The organism is Pseudomonas sp. C 49-2 (assembly GCF_003970195.1).
Lineage (GTDB): Bacteria > Pseudomonadota > Gammaproteobacteria > Pseudomonadales > Pseudomonadaceae > Aquipseudomonas > Aquipseudomonas canadensis.
The window spans coordinates 403,854-419,637 of record NZ_RXYG01000002.1 but is presented as its reverse complement, the minus strand read 5'-3'; the positions used below and the strand labels follow the sequence as shown (position 1 = coordinate 419,637).

Sequence of the window (15,784 nt, the reverse complement as noted above, 5' to 3'; positions counted from 1 at the left end):
TTCATGCCTGTTTCTGCGATTGCCGGCCTAACCATGCTGGTATTGGGCGAAAGTCATATGAGCTTTCCCGATTCGTTGCTCAACCCGTTGCAAGACAACCTCACCAAGCAAGGCGCGGTGGTTCACTCCATCGGTGCGTGCGGTGCCGGTGCGGCGGATTGGGTTGTCCCGAAAAAAGTCGAGTGCGGTGGCGAACGCACGCCCACCGGCAAGGCCGTGATCTATGGCAAGAACGCCATGAGCACCACGCCGATCCAAGAACTGATCGCCAAGGACAAGCCCGACGTGGTCGTGCTGATCATCGGCGACACCATGGGCTCTTACACCAACCCGGTGTTCCCGAAAGCCTGGGCCTGGAAAAGCGTGACCTCGCTGACCAAAGCCATCACCGACACCGGCACCAAATGCGTGTGGGTCGGCCCGCCATGGGGCAAAGTCGGTTCCCAGTACAAGAAGGATGACACCCGCACCAAGCTGATGTCGTCGTTCCTGGCCAGCAACGTGGCGCCGTGCACCTACATCGATTCGCTGACGTTCTCCAAACCGGGCGAGTGGATCACCACCGACGGCCAGCACTTCACCATCGACGGTTATCAGAAGTGGGCCAAGGCGATCGGTACTGCCTTGGGTGACCTGCCGCCATCGGCCTACGGTAAAGGAAGCAAATAATGAAACGGATGACCCTGGGCCTGGCGACTTTGCTCGCCAGCGTCAGCGCCTACAGCGCCGACATCCCTTTGTACCCGACGGGCCCGGAGCAAGACGCAGCGTTCCTGCGTTTTGCCAACGGCACGCCTGGCGAGTTGAAGCTGGTGGCCGACGGTTCCAAGGCCAGCCTGGTGTTGAATGGCGACAAAGCCGTTTCGGCCTTTTTGCCAGTGGTCGGCGGTGACAAGCCGATCAAAGGCGTGTTGAGCAGCGCCGGTAAAAACACCGATTTCTCCGTGAAAGTGGCGCCTGGCGAATTCGCCACGGTGGTCGCACTGGTCGATGCCAAGGGCGCCACGCGCCAATTGGTGGTGCGCGAAGTGCCGGACGACTTCAACGCGCTCAAAGCCTCCCTGGCCTTTATCAATGCCGACGCCACCTGCGCCGACGCCAGCCTGGAAGCCGTGGCGCAAAAGGCCGAGCTGTTCAAAAAGGTCGCGGAAGGCGCGGTGCAGCGTCGCATGATCAACCCGGTGGAACTCTCGGTGCAGCTCAAATGCGCCGGTGCGCCGGTTGGCCAGCCGCTGACGTTTACCCTCAAGGCGGGCGAGCGCTACAGCGTTTTGGCCGTTCCTTCAGACAAAGGCTCGAAGTTGCTGTTCGCCTCTGACGCACTCGCTAACTGATCGGGTCCGACACCACCATGGTCTTTGCCTCACTCGAATTCCTCACGCTGTTCCTGCCGGCCTTCCTGTTGATCTATGCCCTGGCTCGTCCGAGCTGGCGCAACGTCATCCTGTTGATCGGCAGCTGGTTGTTCTACGGCTGGTTGAGCCCGTTGTTCCTGTTCCTGCACATGGTGTTGACCGTGGTGGCCTGGGTCGGCGGCTTGCTGGTGGACCGCTCCCGTGAGGATGGCAAGGGCCGGGTGCGCCTGTTGATCGCGTTGATCGTGTTCAACACGGCGGTGCTGTGTTGGTACAAATACGCCAACATCGTCGCCGGCACGGTGAGTGAGGTGATCACCTGGTACGGCTATATGCCGCTTGATTGGCAGCGTGTGGCTTTACCGGCCGGTCTGTCGTTCATCGTGTTGCAGGCGATTTCCTACCTGGTGGATGTGCACCGTCATACGGTGCCGGTGGAGCGCAGCTTCATCAACTACGCCACCTATATCTCGATGTTCGGGCACTCGATTGCCGGTCCGATCATCCGTTATGACTGGGTCCGCCGCGAGCTGAACCAGCGCTATTTCAACTGGCCGAATTTTTCCCTCGGCGCGCGGCGCTTCATGATCGGCATGGGCATGAAAGTGTTGGTGGCTGACACCTTGTCGCCGCTGGTGGACATTGCCTTTCACCTGGAGAACCCAAGCCTGGTGGACGCCTGGATCGGTTGCCTGGCGTACTCGCTGCAACTGTTCTTCGACTTCGCCGGTTACAGCGCCATGGCCATCGGCCTGGGCCTGATGCTGGGCTTCCACTTCCCGGAAAACTTCAACCGGCCGTACCTGGCCAGCAGCATCCAGGACTTCTGGCGGCGTTGGCACCTGTCGTTGTCCAGCTGGTTGCGCGACTACCTGTACATCGCCTTGGGCGGTAACCGCGACGGCGTATGGCGCACTTATCGCAACCTGTTTCTCACCATGGCGATTGCCGGGTTGTGGCACGGCGGCGATAGCTGGAACTACCTGTTGTGGGGTTCGGCCCATGGCGTGGCGTTGTGCGTCGACCGTGCGTGGTCGCGTTCGAGCCTGCCGAGCATTCCGCCGGTGTTGTCGCACATCCTCACATTGCTGTTTGTGTGCCTGGCCTGGACCTTGTTCCGTGCGCCGGACTTCCACTCGGCCCTGACCATGTACGCCGGCCAGTTCGGGATGCACGGCATGGGCCTGGGTGACGCGATGGCCGTGGCCATGCGCCCGGCCCATGGCATGGCGGCATTGTTGGGCCTGGTGTGCATCATTGCGCCGATCTGGCAGGTGCGTTGCGAACAGCGTTTCGGCACCCAGCCCTGGTTTGTGGTGGCGGCTTCGCTGTGGCCGGTGGCCGGGTTTGTGCTGTCGTTTGCGCTGATTGCCAGCCGCGACGCCGTACCGTTTCTGTACTTTCAGTTCTAAGGACGCCCGACCATGCCTGCTCCTACCGCGCCGACTCCACCGAGCGACCTGGCCGTTCGCACCAGCCCCCTGGCGGCCTGGGTGTTGGTGCCCTTTTTGGCGGCGGGACTGATCTCCTGCGCCTGGCTGATGGTGAAGGGGCCGATCAGTTATATGCCGGCCAAGGTCGACAGCGACATGCTGCTGCACGGCGACCTGACCCACCGTTTTGCCAAGGAGCTGGCCAAGGCGCCGATGGCGATCCAGGCCGCGAACCTGGAGCGTGGTGGCAGCTGGCTGGCGTTTGGCGATACCGGGCCGCGCGTGCGTCCGGGGTGTCCTGGCTGGCTGTTTATCAGCGATGAGCTGCGCATCAACCGTCACGCCGAAGCCAATGCTCAGACCAAGGCCCAGGCGGTGATCGACCTGAAAAAACAACTGAGTCAAAAAGGTATCGATCTGCAAGTGGTGGTGGTGCCGGACAAGAGCCGCATTGCCGCCGCCCAACGCTGCGGCCTGTATCGCCCGGCGGTGCTCGATAGCCGGATCCAGGACTGGACCCAGTTGTTGCAGGCTTCCGGCGTTTCCGCGCTGGACCTGACCGATACGCTCAAGCCGCTGGGCGCCGAGGCTTACCTGCGCACGGATACTCACTGGAGCGAAATCGGCTCCAACGCCGGTGCCCAGGCTCTGGCGCAACGTATCCAGCAACGCGGCATCAAGGCCACGCCGGAACAAACCTTCGACATTACCCAGGCACCGCTCGCCGTGCGCCCCGGTGATTTGGTACGCCTGGCAGGTCTCGATTGGTTGCCGCCCAAGTTGCAGCCAGCCGGCGAGTCAGTTGCCGCCAGCACCGCCCATGAAACCGGTGGCGCGACCAGCAATGCTGATGACCTGTTTGGCGACGCGGGCCTGCCCAATGTGGCACTGATCGGCACCTCGTTTTCGCGTAATTCCAACTTTGTTGGCTTCCTGCAGAAGGCCCTGAATGCTCCGGTCGGCAATTTCAGCAAAGACGGTGGCGAATTCTCCGGCGCGGCCAAGGCCTATTTTGAAAGCCCGGCGTTCAAGCAAACGCCGCCTAAGTTGTTGATTTGGGAGATTCCGGAGCGGGATCTGCAAACACCCTACGATGTGATCAGTATTGGTCAGTAATTTGACTATTTGCCGTTTGTCTAAAAAATAGGCAGCTATCTCATCAAAATAATGACACTTTTACGCTCCTGAAGCAGACTGCTTGCACTAGGGCGACCACAAAAAGACCTGCGGTAAGCAGTCGTATCAGCTGACCTTTTCACGTCTTTGAGCTTCGCCGTGATGAGGGGTTTGTTATGGGCATTACTGATGGTCTTTTAGCCTTGCTCGGCAAGGACATCTGCCAGGATGAGCGCGGCATGGAGTCGCGTTTGCATTTCTTCGGCAGTATTCCCCGCGCGGATGATGTTGCCGTCAACCAGGACGCAGACACCGTGCCCCTCAAGCCAAAAGTGGTGGCGCTGGTGTCGATCAATGGCGGCGTCGGCCGTAGCACCCTGGCCACCGCCTTGAGCAGCGGCCTGCAACGCCAGGGCGAGTCCGTCGTGGCTTTGGACCTAGACCCGCAGAACGCCTTGCATCTCCACTTCGGCGTGAGTCCGGCGTTGCCGGGCATCGGGCGCACCAGCCTGGAACATGGGCCATGGAGCCCGCTTCAACAGCTTAGCTTCGCTGGCTGCCAGGTGATCCCCTTTGGCGAAATCGATACCCCACAGCAGGAAAACCTGGAGCGCTGGCTCAAGCACGAGCCGTGCTGGCTGGCTCAACACCTCGCGTCCCTGGACTTGAGTGCGCGGCATACGGTGATCATCGATACCCCCGCCGGTAACAACGTCTACTTCCATCAAGCGCTGAGCGTTGCCGATGTGGTGCTGGTCATCGTGCAGGCAGATGCGGCATGCCTGGGCACCCTTGACCATCTGGATGTACTGCTTGCCCCGCATCTTGAAGGTCAACACCCGCCTCGCGTGCAAGTGGTCATCAACCAAGTGGATGAAAGGAATGCCTTCAGCCTGGACATGGTCGAGGCCTTCACGCAAAGGCTGGGGAAAGCGGCGCTGCAAGTGCACCGCGACATAGCGATCAACGAAGCACTGGCGTTTGGTGTCGACCCATTGGATAGCGTGGAGAAGGGGCTGGCAGCTGACGATATCAACGATCTTTGCCGGTTGTTGAAGGCGCTAAAAACAAGCGACTGAAGCGTTGGTTATACGTTGAACGCCAGATGCTTATGCACAATCGGTTGGATGCAGCTGTCACTAAACAGCCATTTTGTGGAGCTGTTCTCATCACGCCGCAACTGCCTGTTTTGCGTGCGTTTTATTTTGTGAACAAAAAATGACCAGCTCGGTTTGTGACCTGCAGCGCAGATGGCTACAGGCTCCGTAAAGATTTCATCAACAGAGTTATCCACAGGCTGTGCTGCGACAAATTTGCCCTTTATTCGCGCTCGGCAAGCACCATCAAGTTGCGCGGTGTCAGTACGGGTTCGCAGAAAGTGCCTATCTGGACCTTGTAGCCGTTTTCTTCGAGAAATAATGCCCGATCCAGCACCAGCCACACTTCCAGCGGGCGCCGGAATAGACCGCGTACCAATTCCAGATTTCTGACCTCCGCCAGGCGGCGCCAGCCGCACGCCTCCAGGCCCGTCCAGTCCTGTGCGCCTGTGGATAACCCTTTGAGGCTGGCCAGTTCCTGGCAATAGTCGGCAAAGGGTTTGTCCAGCCAGCTGGCGGGCAGGGAGGGTGTAGGCAGGTACTCGTCGACGCCACGAAGTTCACGTTGCAGTTGATCGAAACCCAGGCGCCGCGCCATGGACGTGTCCCGTTGCAGACGCACCCGTTTGCCTGCGGTGACGGTTTCGCTCAGCGGCAGGCCGAGGTCATCGATCGATAACTGCAGCCGTGATGCGCGGCCGGCGTTGGACAGTGGTTGGTAGGAATCGGCGTTGATGCGGTTGTAGCAGCAGGGCGCCAATGCAAGCTGTTTGCAGCCGACCGTGCTCGCCAGTTGCATCAGCCGCACATGCAAGTCGCCACAGGCATGCAGGGCGACGGGCGTGTGTGCTGAGTTGATTGCCACGTCGGCCATCACGTCTTGCAGACGATGGGTGACCGGCAGGCGGTGATGGTCGCTTAAGGCTTGGCCTGCGGCGATCAGCGCCGGGTCGTATTCCAGGCAGGTCAGTGTTTGACCGGCTTGTAACAGGCGGCGTCCGAGGTGACCCTTGCCCGCACACCAATCCAGCCAATGCTTGGGCGTTTGTGCAAACTGCAGCGCCGCGCCGAAGGCTTCGATCTGTTCCCACTTGCGGCCCGGCACATCGACGTTCAGGCGATGGTGAGCCGGGGGCAAGGGCTGCGTCGGTAACTTATCCACAGCACTGAGCTGTCGGGCTTGCACGGCAAGTTGTGGAAAAGGTGCCGGCGCCGGCAGGTCAAAGGGCTGGTTGTGACTGGCTTCCGCATCGTCCAACGAGCGTTGGCGCAGCCACTGGGTGAGTTCCGGATGTTCGGTTTCCCAAGGTAAGTGCAGGTGAGTAAAGGGCCGTGGTTTCCACAGCCCTTGATGCTCTATCAGGAACGCATCCAGCGCCTGGAAGCGTGCCTCAACGTCCTTGGCAGGCATCGACGCGTAGCCAGCGTTCCAGCAGTTTGAAGCCGCGCACCAGAATGTAGGCCATCAGCAGGTAGAACAGCCCGGCTGCGAAGAATATTTCTACCGGCAAATAGGTGCGGGCGATGATGGTCCGCGCCATGCCGGTCAATTCCAGCAAGGTGACGGTACTGGCCAGGGCGCTGGCCTTGAGCATCAGGATCACTTCGTTGCTGTACGCCGGCAGGCCGATGCGCGAGGCGCGTGGCAGGATGATGTAGAAGAGTGTCTTCGGCTTGGACATGCCCAACGCACGCGCCGCTTCAATCTCACCCGGCGGAATGGCCTGGATCGCGCCGCGCAGGATCTCGGCAATATAGGCCGCAGTGTGCAGGGTCATGGTGGCGGTGGCGCACCAGAACGGATCGCGCAGGTACGGCCACATGAAGCTCTCACGCACGGAGTCGAACTGCGCCAGGCCGTAGTAGACGAGGAACAACTGCACCAGCAAGGGCGTGCCACGGAAGAAGAAAATGTAGGCATAGGGCAGGGCGCTGACATACCAGCGGCGCGATGAGCGGGCGATACCCAGTGGGATTGCCAGCAGCAGCCCGGCGATGACGGCAATGGCTACCAGCTCCAGGGTCAGGGTCGCGCCCTGGGCCAATCTTGGCAGCCACTTGATGATCACGGCCCAGTTCAGGCCCAGGTCGAAATGCGCCAACCAGCTGTAGTCGCCGCTCATTGGGTGCTCCTTGCAAAGCCGCGGGCGGCGCGTTTTTCCAGGAAGTGCATGCCGGTCATGGCCAGCACGGTCAGGCCCAGGTACATGAAGGCGGCAACCATAAAGAAGGTGAAGGGTTGCTTGGTGACGGTCACGCCGATCTGCGCATGGCGCATGATTTCTTCTAGGCCTATCACCGATACCAGCGCGGTGTCTTTCATCAGGATCATGAACAGGTTGCCCAGGCCCGGCAGGGCGATGCGCCACATCTGCGGCATGATCAACCGGGTGAAGATCCTGAATTTCGACAGGCCCAATGCCACGCCGGCTTCGCGGTGGCCCTTGGGAATGGCGAGGATCGCGCCACGGAACACTTCCGTGGCGTAGGCGCCAAAGCACAGGCCCAGGGCGATAACCCCGGCGGCAAAGGCGCTAAGGGAAAGGTCGGGGTTGCCGAAGAACTCACCGAGGGCACGCATCAGGTTGACCGTGCCGAAATAAATCAGCAGCACCCACAGCAATTCGGGAATGCCACGAACGATAGTCGAGTAAGCACCGCCCGCCCATTGCAGCGGCTTGTACGGCGAAGTCTTGGCCAGGGCCCCGGCCAGGCCGAGCACCAGCCCCAGGCACAGGGCCGTGAGCGCCAGTTTGACGGTCATCAGCGCGCCAGCGGCAAGCGCCGGGCCGAATCCGTAGAGATCGAAATTCATGGTGTTTTCATATCGCGGCAGGCAGTGCAAAAAGCCGACGCGCTCAAGTGAGCGCGCCGGGCATACCGTTCAGATCATTCGATGCTGAAAGGGAAGTACTTGTCGTTGATCTTCTTGTAGGTGCCGTCTGCCTTGATCTCTGCCAGGGCTTTGTTCAGGCGCTCGCGCAGTGGGTCGCCCTTGCGTACGGCGATACCGATCTTGTCGCTTTCTACCACCGGGTCGCCTTTGAATTCATAGGCCGAACCGTCTTTGCTCTTGAGCCATTCGTACTGCACGTACTTGTCGGCGAGGATACCGTCCAGGCGACCGGAGGTCAGGTCGAGGTAGGCGTTTTCCTGGGTGTCGTACAGCTTGGCGGTGGTGTCTGGCAGTTCGTCTTCCAGATAAGTGCCAGCCAGGGTCGCGCGCTGCGCACCGATGGTCTTGCCCTTGAGGTAGGCAGCGTCGGTCTTGAAGTCGGCGGTGGCCTTAGGCGCGATGAACTGCAGCTTGTTGGAATAGTACGGGTCGGTGAAGTCGACGGCCTGCTTGCGCTCATCGGTGATCGACAGCGAGGACACCAGGAAGTCGAACTTCTTGGCGTTCAGAGCCGGGATGATGCCGTCCCAGTCGGACACATACACTTCGCACTTCTCGACTTTCATCTTGGCGCACAGGGCGTCGCCGATGTCTTTGTCGAAGCCGACGACGTTGCCGCTGGCGTCTTTATTGTTGAACGGCGGGTAAGCCGCTTCGATCCCCATTTTCAAGGTTTCTGCCATGGCCGTGGCGCTGAACGCCATCGAGACGGCCGCGGCCAGAAGGAATTTTTTATAGTTCTGCATGCATGTTGCTCCGTTAGCGGTTGCTGGACATGAATTGTTTGCAGCGCGCCGAAAGCGGGTTTTCAAACACCTGCTGTGGCGATCCTTGCTCTTCGACCAGGCCCTGGTGCAGGAACACCACCTCACTGGACACCTGACGGGCGAAGCCCATTTCATGGGTGACCAGCAGCATGGTGCGGCCTTCTTCGGCCAGCGCGCGGATCACATTAAGTACTTCCTGAACCATTTCCGGGTCAAGCGCCGAAGTGGGTTCGTCAAACAGGATGACTTTAGGCTGCATCGCCAGGGTGCGCGCAATGGCCGCCCGTTGCTGCTGGCCGCCGGACAGTTGCGCAGGGTAGGCGTGACGTTTGTCAGCAATGCCGACCTTGGCCAGCAGGGCTTCGGCCGTTTCGATGGCGTCGCGTTTGCTTTGGCCAAGCACACGGCGAGGGGCCTCGATGATGTTGTCGAGGATGCTCATGTGCGGCCACAGGTTAAAGTTTTGAAACACAAAACCGATTTCGCTGCGCAGGCGATTGATCTGCTTACCGTCGGCGGCCATCAGCTCGCCGTTTTTCGCGGCCTTGAGCTTGAGCTCTTCGCCGGCGACCAGGATCTGGCCCTGATGCGGGTTTTCCAGCAGGTTGATGCAGCGCAGGAAGGTGGACTTGCCGGAACCGGAGGAACCCAGGATCGAGATCACGTCGCCGTCGCGAGCGGTCAGCGAGATACCTTTGAGTACCTCCAGCTCACCATAGCGTTTATGCAAGTTGCGGATTTCAAGCGCGGGCGTGGCCTCGGCCATGTGGGGTCCTCATTGTGTTCGTTGCAATCCTGCTGTTGGGCCGCCTTCCTGGCGAGGCGCCAAGCTAGCATAGCGTCTTGATGGCAGCCAACAGCATGGCCGGCGGTAAACAGGTGGTGTGCGGCAAGGTGTCGCATCGGCACAGCAGCGTGTCGCGCCATCAACAACCGAACATCCGTTTGAACCCGAAAAACCGCAGGCTTCGCGTAAAAAAGGGCGCGATGGTGCCAGCTTTGGCCGGGTGTTGGAAGGGTTAACCGGGCAAACGGTGCATATCAGCCCTTTTGTGGGGCGTCACGTACTTTTTGTGTGTGTTTATGGTGCGTTTATTCGTCTTCAATGTGGGTCGCACGGTAACGCTATAGCGGAATGCCATTGTTCTCAATGACTTGCAAGTGATGTTGAAACGTCCTACAGCCCGCGTCAATCGCGGCTCTGTAACATTTTGGCGCAAATCTTGCGTAAAAAATAAAGAACGCCCTGTTGGTTTCTTTTCACGAGAAAGATCCCGGGCCGGGTGGACCGTTTTCGCAATTCCTCGCAAAGGTGTGTCAATGAGTAGTACGCAAAGCTCCAATGACCTCGAACAGGGGCTAAAACCGCGTCACGTCACCATGCTGTCGATTGCCGGCGTCATCGGTGCCGGTCTGTTTGTCGGCTCCGGCCACGCGATTGCTGCCGCCGGCCCGGCCGTACTGCTGGCGTATGCCGCTGCGGGCACGCTGGTGGTGTTGGTGATGCGCATGCTGGCCGAAATGGCCGTGGCGTCGCCGGATACCGGTTCGTTCTCCACCTACGCCGACCGGGCAATTGGCCATTGGGCCGGTTTCACCATCGGCTGGTTGTACTGGTGGTTCTGGGTGTTGGTGATTCCGCTGGAAGCCAACGCGGCTGCGACCATTCTGCATGCCTGGTTCCCGGATGTAGCCATTTGGGCCTTTACCCTGATCATCACCCTGTTGCTGACGGCGACCAACCTGTTCAGCGTGAAGAACTACGGCGAGTTCGAGTTCTGGTTCGCGTTGATCAAGGTCGTGGCGATCGTAGGCTTTGTGATCCTTGGCCTGGCCGCGATTTTCGGTTTCCTGCCGACCAGCCAGGTCAGCGGTGTTTCCCATCTGTTCGATACCCAGGGCTTTATGCCAAACGGCATGGGCGCCGTACTGGCTGCGATCCTGACCACCATGTTCTCCTTCATGGGCACCGAGATTGTCACCATCGCCGCCGCTGAATCGAAGAACCCAGGCCAGCAGATTACCAAGGCCACCAACTCGGTGATCTGGCGCATTGGTTTGTTCTACCTGTTGTCGATCTTCATCGTCGTGTCCCTGGTGCCATGGAACGATCCGACCCTGGCTGCCGTAGGTTCCTACCAGACCGTGCTGGAGCGCATGGGTATCCCGAATGCCAAGCTGATCGTCGACCTGGTGGTATTGGTTGCCGTGACCAGCTGCTTGAACTCGGCGCTGTACACCGCCTCGCGCATGCTGTTCTCCCTGGGCCGTCGCGGTGATGCACCGGCGGTGGCCAAGCGCACCAACAAGAGCGGCACGCCTTACTGGGCGGTGTTGTTGTCTACTGGCGCGGCGTTCCTGGCGGTATTCGCCAACTACGTGGCCCCTGCGGCAGTGTTCGAGTTCCTGCTGGCCAGCTCCGGCGCTATTGCGCTGCTGGTGTACCTGGTCATCGCTGTGTCGCAACTGCGCATGCGTCAGAAACGCACGGCGGCGGGCGAGAAGATTGTCTTCAAGATGTGGCTGTTCCCAGGCCTGACCTACGCGGTGATGGTGTTCATCGTGGGCACGCTGACCATCATGCTGTTTCAGGAAGCGCATCGGATCGAGATTATTGCGACCGGTGTCCTGAGCTTGTTGGTGGTGGTGGCGGGGCTGATTGTGGCGAGCCGTCGCAAGGCGCAGAGAGTAGGCGCTGCGGTACTGAACTAAACTGAGTCGATGACTGTAGGAGCCGGCTTGCCGGCTCCTACAGGTTCAAGGTTGTGACAATTCTTTTGAGGCCGCCACGTAATCCGCCTGGAATTGCGGCGACTCGATCCACGCCAGTGCTGCGGCTTCATCATCGGTATCTGTAGCCCACTGCCGATACTCGATCAGCGCTGCCAGGATAAAGTCGGTGGCTTCTTCTTCGCCTTCCTGTTCCAGCACCAGTGCCAGCAACGGGTGGGCCAAGAACACGGCGCACAGGGCTTGTTGGCTGGTCTCACCTGCGGTGCGCATCTCTACGAACAGCTCGGTCAAATCCACTGACTCAAGGTCAATGCGGCTGTCGTCGCCGGCAAACGCATCCGGTTTGGTCGCTACGGCGCGCTGGGTACGGTTCTGCTTGGCCTTGGCCTTTGCCCGGTGGGCACGTTTTTGCTGCTTGTTCGGCGAGGCCATGGGCTCAGCGTCCTAGGTTTCGGATCGGGATGGGGTATTGAAGCGCAGGTTGAGGGAAATCCCAAGGGTATCTGCAGCCAATTGGCCGTTTTGAAGCCACGCCAATGCAATCGGCCACAGCCGATCCTGATACTGGCTGCGAAAAAATGCGAAATGACCTACCGTCTTTTCACCAATGTCCTCAGGCGCGATCCGCAGATGAGTGAGCTCACTGCCGTCGAAGTAACCCAATAATCGCTCGATGGCGGCCACGGTCCCGAACGGGTCGTCGGTGATGCTGATGGCCAGTATCTGCGCCTTTACACGACTGAATGGCAGCTCGCCCAAGGCCCGCCCGCTGGGCCGTGTTTCGTAGCTGGGCGTCGGTGTACTCCAGTCCCGCACCACGCCCGCCGGTGTGTCTTCCAGCCAGCCCAGGCGCTTGCCGGGGAAGTACCCGCACAGTGCCGTCAGCAACGGCATTGCCACATGCCACTTGGCAAACATCCGCCAGCGCACACTCGCTGCGTAGTCGCGCCAGTACGCAAACTGTGCGCCTACGGTCACCATTCGCCGAATGACCGCGCCCGACGCCCCGAGCCCTGCCGCGCAGCCACCGAAGCTATGGCCGACGACATCAATCGGCTGCCCCGGAAACTCCCGTTGCGCGCGCTTCAGCATTGCCTCGAAATCCAGCACGCCCCAATCCGACCATGAGGCCTTGAAGCCACGTAACGAGCCGCTGCGAGATTCGCCGATGCCACGGTAGTCGTAGGTGATGACGTCAACGCCGTGGGCGAACAGGTAGTCGGCAAAGCGGGCGTAGTGGCGGCAGCGGACGGAGGTGGCGGCGTTGATGATCACCACGGGCCGCGTTGGATCGGTTCTGATGTGTCGCCAGGTGAAGCCGCCGATGAGGTGACCGTCGGCGGCGGTCTCCTTGAAGGATTCGCGGTGGTCGCGCGCAGGTGAGGCCGAGGGCAATCGCAAAGAGGCGTCGTTTAAATTCATTGGGTTCTCGGCCTTTATAGGTTTCTTATTTTTTAGTAACAGTTCACCAGTTTGCCAGTAGTTGCACCGCGTCTGGCAGGCATCCATTGAGGAGGTCTCTATGAGCATCCCGCTATCTCCCATCGTTTCAGAGTTTGAAACTGAAGAGCAGGCTGCCAGCTATGACCGTTGGTTCCGCTCCACTCGACCTTGCGCCAATAGATACATAGGCTTACACCTTTGCGATCCACCAAGGCGTTTTCATGACCCGCGATACCCTCGAACGCAACCAGGTCCCTTTGTACTTCGTAGTCGTGCTTCTGGCTGCCGGTTTCGGTCTGCTCGCCCCCTCATTCGCCCACCACCTCAGCACACTGATCACACCCGCCATCGCAGTGCTGATGTATGCAATGTTCCTGCAAATACCCTTTCTGGACCTACGTCAAAGCCTGACCAACAAGCGCTTCCTGTCAGCGTTACTGTTCGCCAACTTCATCCTCATTCCGTTACTGGTGTGGGCATTGACCCAAGGCCTCGCAGGACGCCCGGCACTGCTGGTAGGGGCGTTGCTGGTATTACTGACCCCGTGCATCGACTACGTGGTGGTGTTTACTCATATCGGCAAGGGTGATTCGCGGTTGATGCTGGCGGCGACGCCGGTGCTGTTGTTGCTGCAGTTGGCGCTCTTGCCGATCTATCTGGGCGTGATGCTAGGGGCGCAGTCCGAAGTGGTTGTTGAGGCGCAGCCGTTTATCGAGGCATTCCTCTGGTTGATCGTGCTGCCCATGGTTCTGGCTGTTCTCACGGCTTCAGTGGCGCGGCGATCATCACTCGTCAGTGCTTGGAACGGCGGCTGGGCGTGGATACCGGTGCCGGCGATGGCATTGGTACTATTTGTGGTGATCGGTTCGCAGATCACGTCGGTGGTGCGGGATATCAACCTGTTGCTGCCGGTGATCCCGGTGTACGTCGGTTTCCTGTTGATGGCGCCGTTGATGGGCGCGCTGGCATCGCGGCTGTTTGCGCTGCCTGCGGTTACGGCCAGGGCGGTGACGTTCAGCGCATCGACGCGCAATTCGCTGGTGGTACTGCCCTTGGCGCTGGCGCTGCCTGAGGACGTGCGCGGGTTGGCGGCGACGGCAGTGATCCTGCAAACCCTGGTCGAGCTCGTTGGTGAGCTGATTTACGTTCGGTTGATCCCGAAATGGGTGTGGTCCGCAGGTCGGTAAACGCGGGAATGTTCAGGTCTGTTCAGGCGCTATTCAGCAGGGCAGTCGGCACCATAAGTCGGCGCCCCTTACCTGACAGGTCAACCGATGGATCACCGCAACCGTTTTCGCCTGGAATCCCTGGGCATTTTCCTGTTTGCCCTGCTGCTGTTCACCCTGGGGATCTGGGATCAGCAGCCCCAAGGATTTGACGGACGCTGGGCGCTGTTCCTGCAAGAAATGTTTCGCCATGGCGCGAGTCTTTTCCCGACCACCTATGGTCAGCCCTACGCGGATTACCCTGGAACCGCGACCTTTTTCAGCTTTGTGTTTGCCCGACTGTTTGGTGCGCCCAATCATCTGGCCAATGTGCTGCCCACCGCTCTGGCTTCTGCTGGCGTAGTTGCCTTGATCTACCGCTTGCTGGCCCCGTCGAATCGCCAGTGGGCGCTGCTCACTGTGCTGTTGACCTTGCTTACCACCCAGCTGCTCGAAAAATCCCGCTCTGTCTGCCTGGATCAGATGGTGGCGTTGTTGTGTGTAGGAAGTTTTTACCTGTTGCACAGTGGCGGGCGCTGGAGGCGGCTTGCGGTGTTTGCGTTGTTCATCCTGGGCTTTGCGATACGCGGGCCGCTGGGGTTGATCGAAGTCTGTGGCGTGGTCTGTGTGTACTGGGCGTTGGGCAGTCCAGGGGAGCGAGTGAAACAGGTGCTGATTCACGGCGCTGTTGGCCTGGTGCTGCTGGCAATCTGTTGGTGGTTGCTGATGAAGTTGGCGCGCATCAGTGGGGGCGACGCCTTTGCAGACGAGGTGTTCAGGATGCAGGTGGGCGGTCGTCTCGATGAAACTGGAGAACCGTTTTATTTCTACTTCCAGTTGAGCCTCTACCGCTACTTCCCGGTGGTGCCGTTGGCGCTGGCCACCCTGATTGCGCTGCGTCATCGCTGGTCCGAGCGGTTCGAAGGCGACATGCAACTGGTGGTGCGACTCGGCGCCTGCGGCTTGATGATCTTGCTCGGGCTGTCGGTGCCGCACTTCAAGCGCGCCTATTACATCCTGCCGATGGTACCGATGTTTGCGGCTGTCGCGGCCTATGGGCTGCTTCAGGCGCCGAGTTGGCTCTCGGGCGTGCGCCGATGCTACGAAGGGCTGGTCGTGGCACTACCGGCGTTGTGCGTGCTTGTAGTCTTCGTCTGTCGACATGCGTGGCAAAAGCATGGTTACTGGCCTGACGTTTCGCTGCCGTTGCTGATTGGCGTGTTAGGGGTCTTGCAAGTGGCGGCGCTGATCGCCTGGCGGCGAGCGGGGCGGTTGGTGTGGCTCAGCCTGATCGCATTGCTGGCGCAATGGTTGTTGTTGGTGACGGTGGTGGAGCCGTCCAAGGATATGCAGTTCGATACCCGCAAGTTTGTCGGTCAGGTAGAAGCACTGCGTGCAGAGACGCCTGGACCGCTGGTGTTTATCAATCTGGGGCGAGACACCTGGGCGGTGCGCTACATGATGAACCTGGACCATGATGAGCAACCGCTGTTTGTCGGCGGTCAACAGATCGAGGGGCTGGAGGGCTTGCCTCGGCCCGCCTGGGTAATTGTGTCGCGCAAGGAGACCGCGCTGCTGCAGGGGACGCCGCTTGAGTGTCAGGCGCCGACCTTTGAGGGGCGGCTGAACGACAATCCACTGATGGTGTTTTTGCTGAAATGACTCAGCAAGTTGCTGTATGTTCGCCAACTGGATGACCGATCAGTCATTCAATTGAGCTGTTTTTTGGAATTGCCGTA

15 protein-coding genes are annotated in these 15,784 nt (G+C 59.9%); 8 read left to right on the top strand and 7 right to left on the bottom strand.

From position 1 onward, the window contains the following. Positions 1-3: 3 nt before the first annotated feature. The 5 genes from EJ576_RS05425 (at position 4) to bcsQ (ending at position 4,983) form a co-directional block, all read left to right on the top strand. Positions 4-669 carry an SGNH/GDSL hydrolase family protein gene (locus tag EJ576_RS05425; RefSeq protein WP_028615346.1) on the top strand — a complete coding sequence of 222 codons (666 nt, stop codon included), beginning with the start codon at positions 4-6 and terminating at the stop codon, positions 667-669. Continuing rightward, on the top strand, positions 669-1,334 hold the full coding sequence (locus tag EJ576_RS05420; RefSeq protein ID WP_126569705.1) for a cell division protein FtsQ: 666 nt from the start codon (positions 669-671) through the stop codon (positions 1,332-1,334). Before EJ576_RS05425 ends, EJ576_RS05420 begins: the two co-directional genes overlap by 1 nt. A gap of 17 nt (positions 1,335-1,351) precedes the next feature. Next, positions 1,352-2,767 (top strand): MBOAT family protein, encoded by a 1,416-nt coding sequence (locus tag EJ576_RS05415; protein ID WP_123475280.1) that lies wholly within the window; start codon positions 1,352-1,354, stop codon positions 2,765-2,767. Positions 2,768-2,779: 12 nt separating this feature from the next. Then, complete coding sequence (locus tag EJ576_RS05410) at positions 2,780-3,904, top strand: cell division protein FtsQ (protein WP_126569704.1); 1,125 nt, start codon at positions 2,780-2,782, stop codon at positions 3,902-3,904. A 176-nt stretch (positions 3,905-4,080) separates the two neighbouring features. Continuing rightward, positions 4,081-4,983 carry a cellulose biosynthesis protein BcsQ gene (gene bcsQ / locus EJ576_RS05405; RefSeq protein ID WP_126569703.1) on the top strand — a complete coding sequence of 301 codons (903 nt, stop codon included), beginning with the start codon at positions 4,081-4,083 and terminating at the stop codon, positions 4,981-4,983. A 241-nt stretch (positions 4,984-5,224) separates the two neighbouring features. On the opposite strand, the gene EJ576_RS05400 is transcribed toward bcsQ, so the two are convergent. The 5 genes from EJ576_RS05400 to EJ576_RS05380 all read right to left on the bottom strand — a co-directional run bounded on the left by EJ576_RS05400 (position 5,225) and on the right by EJ576_RS05380 (position 9,430). Continuing rightward, positions 5,225-6,412, bottom strand: coding sequence for a methyltransferase (locus EJ576_RS05400; protein WP_126569702.1), 1,188 nt, complete (start codon positions 6,410-6,412; stop codon positions 5,225-5,227). Continuing rightward, the gene (locus EJ576_RS05395; RefSeq protein WP_122730738.1) at positions 6,393-7,082 is read right to left on the bottom strand and encodes an ABC transporter permease; all 690 of its coding nucleotides are present in this window, start codon (positions 7,080-7,082) and stop codon (positions 6,393-6,395) included. Before EJ576_RS05395 ends, EJ576_RS05400 begins: the two co-directional genes overlap by 20 nt. 38 nt (positions 7,083-7,120) lie before the next feature. Next, complete coding sequence (locus EJ576_RS05390; RefSeq protein ID WP_126569701.1) at positions 7,121-7,816, bottom strand: ABC transporter permease; 696 nt, start codon at positions 7,814-7,816, stop codon at positions 7,121-7,123. Positions 7,817-7,890: 74 nt separating this feature from the next. Further along, positions 7,891-8,643: an ABC transporter substrate-binding protein gene (locus tag EJ576_RS05385; protein ID WP_028615353.1), complete on the bottom strand. Its 753-nt coding sequence runs from the start codon at positions 8,641-8,643 to the stop codon at positions 7,891-7,893. A gap of 13 nt (positions 8,644-8,656) precedes the next feature. After that, positions 8,657-9,430, bottom strand: coding sequence for an ABC transporter ATP-binding protein (locus tag EJ576_RS05380; protein ID WP_028615354.1), 774 nt, complete (start codon positions 9,428-9,430; stop codon positions 8,657-8,659). Positions 9,431-9,984: 554 nt separating this feature from the next. On the opposite strand from EJ576_RS05380, the gene gabP reads away from it, so the two are divergent. After that, positions 9,985-11,376, top strand: coding sequence for a GABA permease (gene gabP / locus EJ576_RS05375; protein ID WP_028615355.1), 1,392 nt, complete (start codon positions 9,985-9,987; stop codon positions 11,374-11,376). A 45-nt stretch (positions 11,377-11,421) separates the two neighbouring features. Here the strand turns inward: gabP and EJ576_RS05370 are convergent, their stop codons facing one another. Both EJ576_RS05370 and EJ576_RS05365 read right to left on the bottom strand, forming a co-directional pair. Then, the gene (locus EJ576_RS05370) at positions 11,422-11,829 is read right to left on the bottom strand and encodes a hypothetical protein (protein WP_028615356.1); all 408 of its coding nucleotides are present in this window, start codon (positions 11,827-11,829) and stop codon (positions 11,422-11,424) included. Positions 11,830-11,841: 12 nt separating this feature from the next. After that, a complete protein-coding gene (locus EJ576_RS05365) occupies positions 11,842-12,819 on the bottom strand; it encodes an alpha/beta fold hydrolase (RefSeq protein ID WP_126569700.1) in 978 nt (325 codons plus the stop codon). A gap of 242 nt (positions 12,820-13,061) precedes the next feature. On the opposite strand from EJ576_RS05365, the gene EJ576_RS05360 reads away from it, so the two are divergent. Beyond that, the gene (locus EJ576_RS05360; RefSeq protein WP_126569699.1) at positions 13,062-14,027 is read left to right on the top strand and encodes an arsenic resistance protein; all 966 of its coding nucleotides are present in this window, start codon (positions 13,062-13,064) and stop codon (positions 14,025-14,027) included. 87 nt (positions 14,028-14,114) lie between these two features. Continuing rightward, positions 14,115-15,707: a glycosyltransferase family 39 protein gene (locus tag EJ576_RS05355; RefSeq protein ID WP_126569698.1), complete on the top strand. Its 1,593-nt coding sequence runs from the start codon at positions 14,115-14,117 to the stop codon at positions 15,705-15,707. Positions 15,708-15,784: the final 77 nt, after the last annotated feature.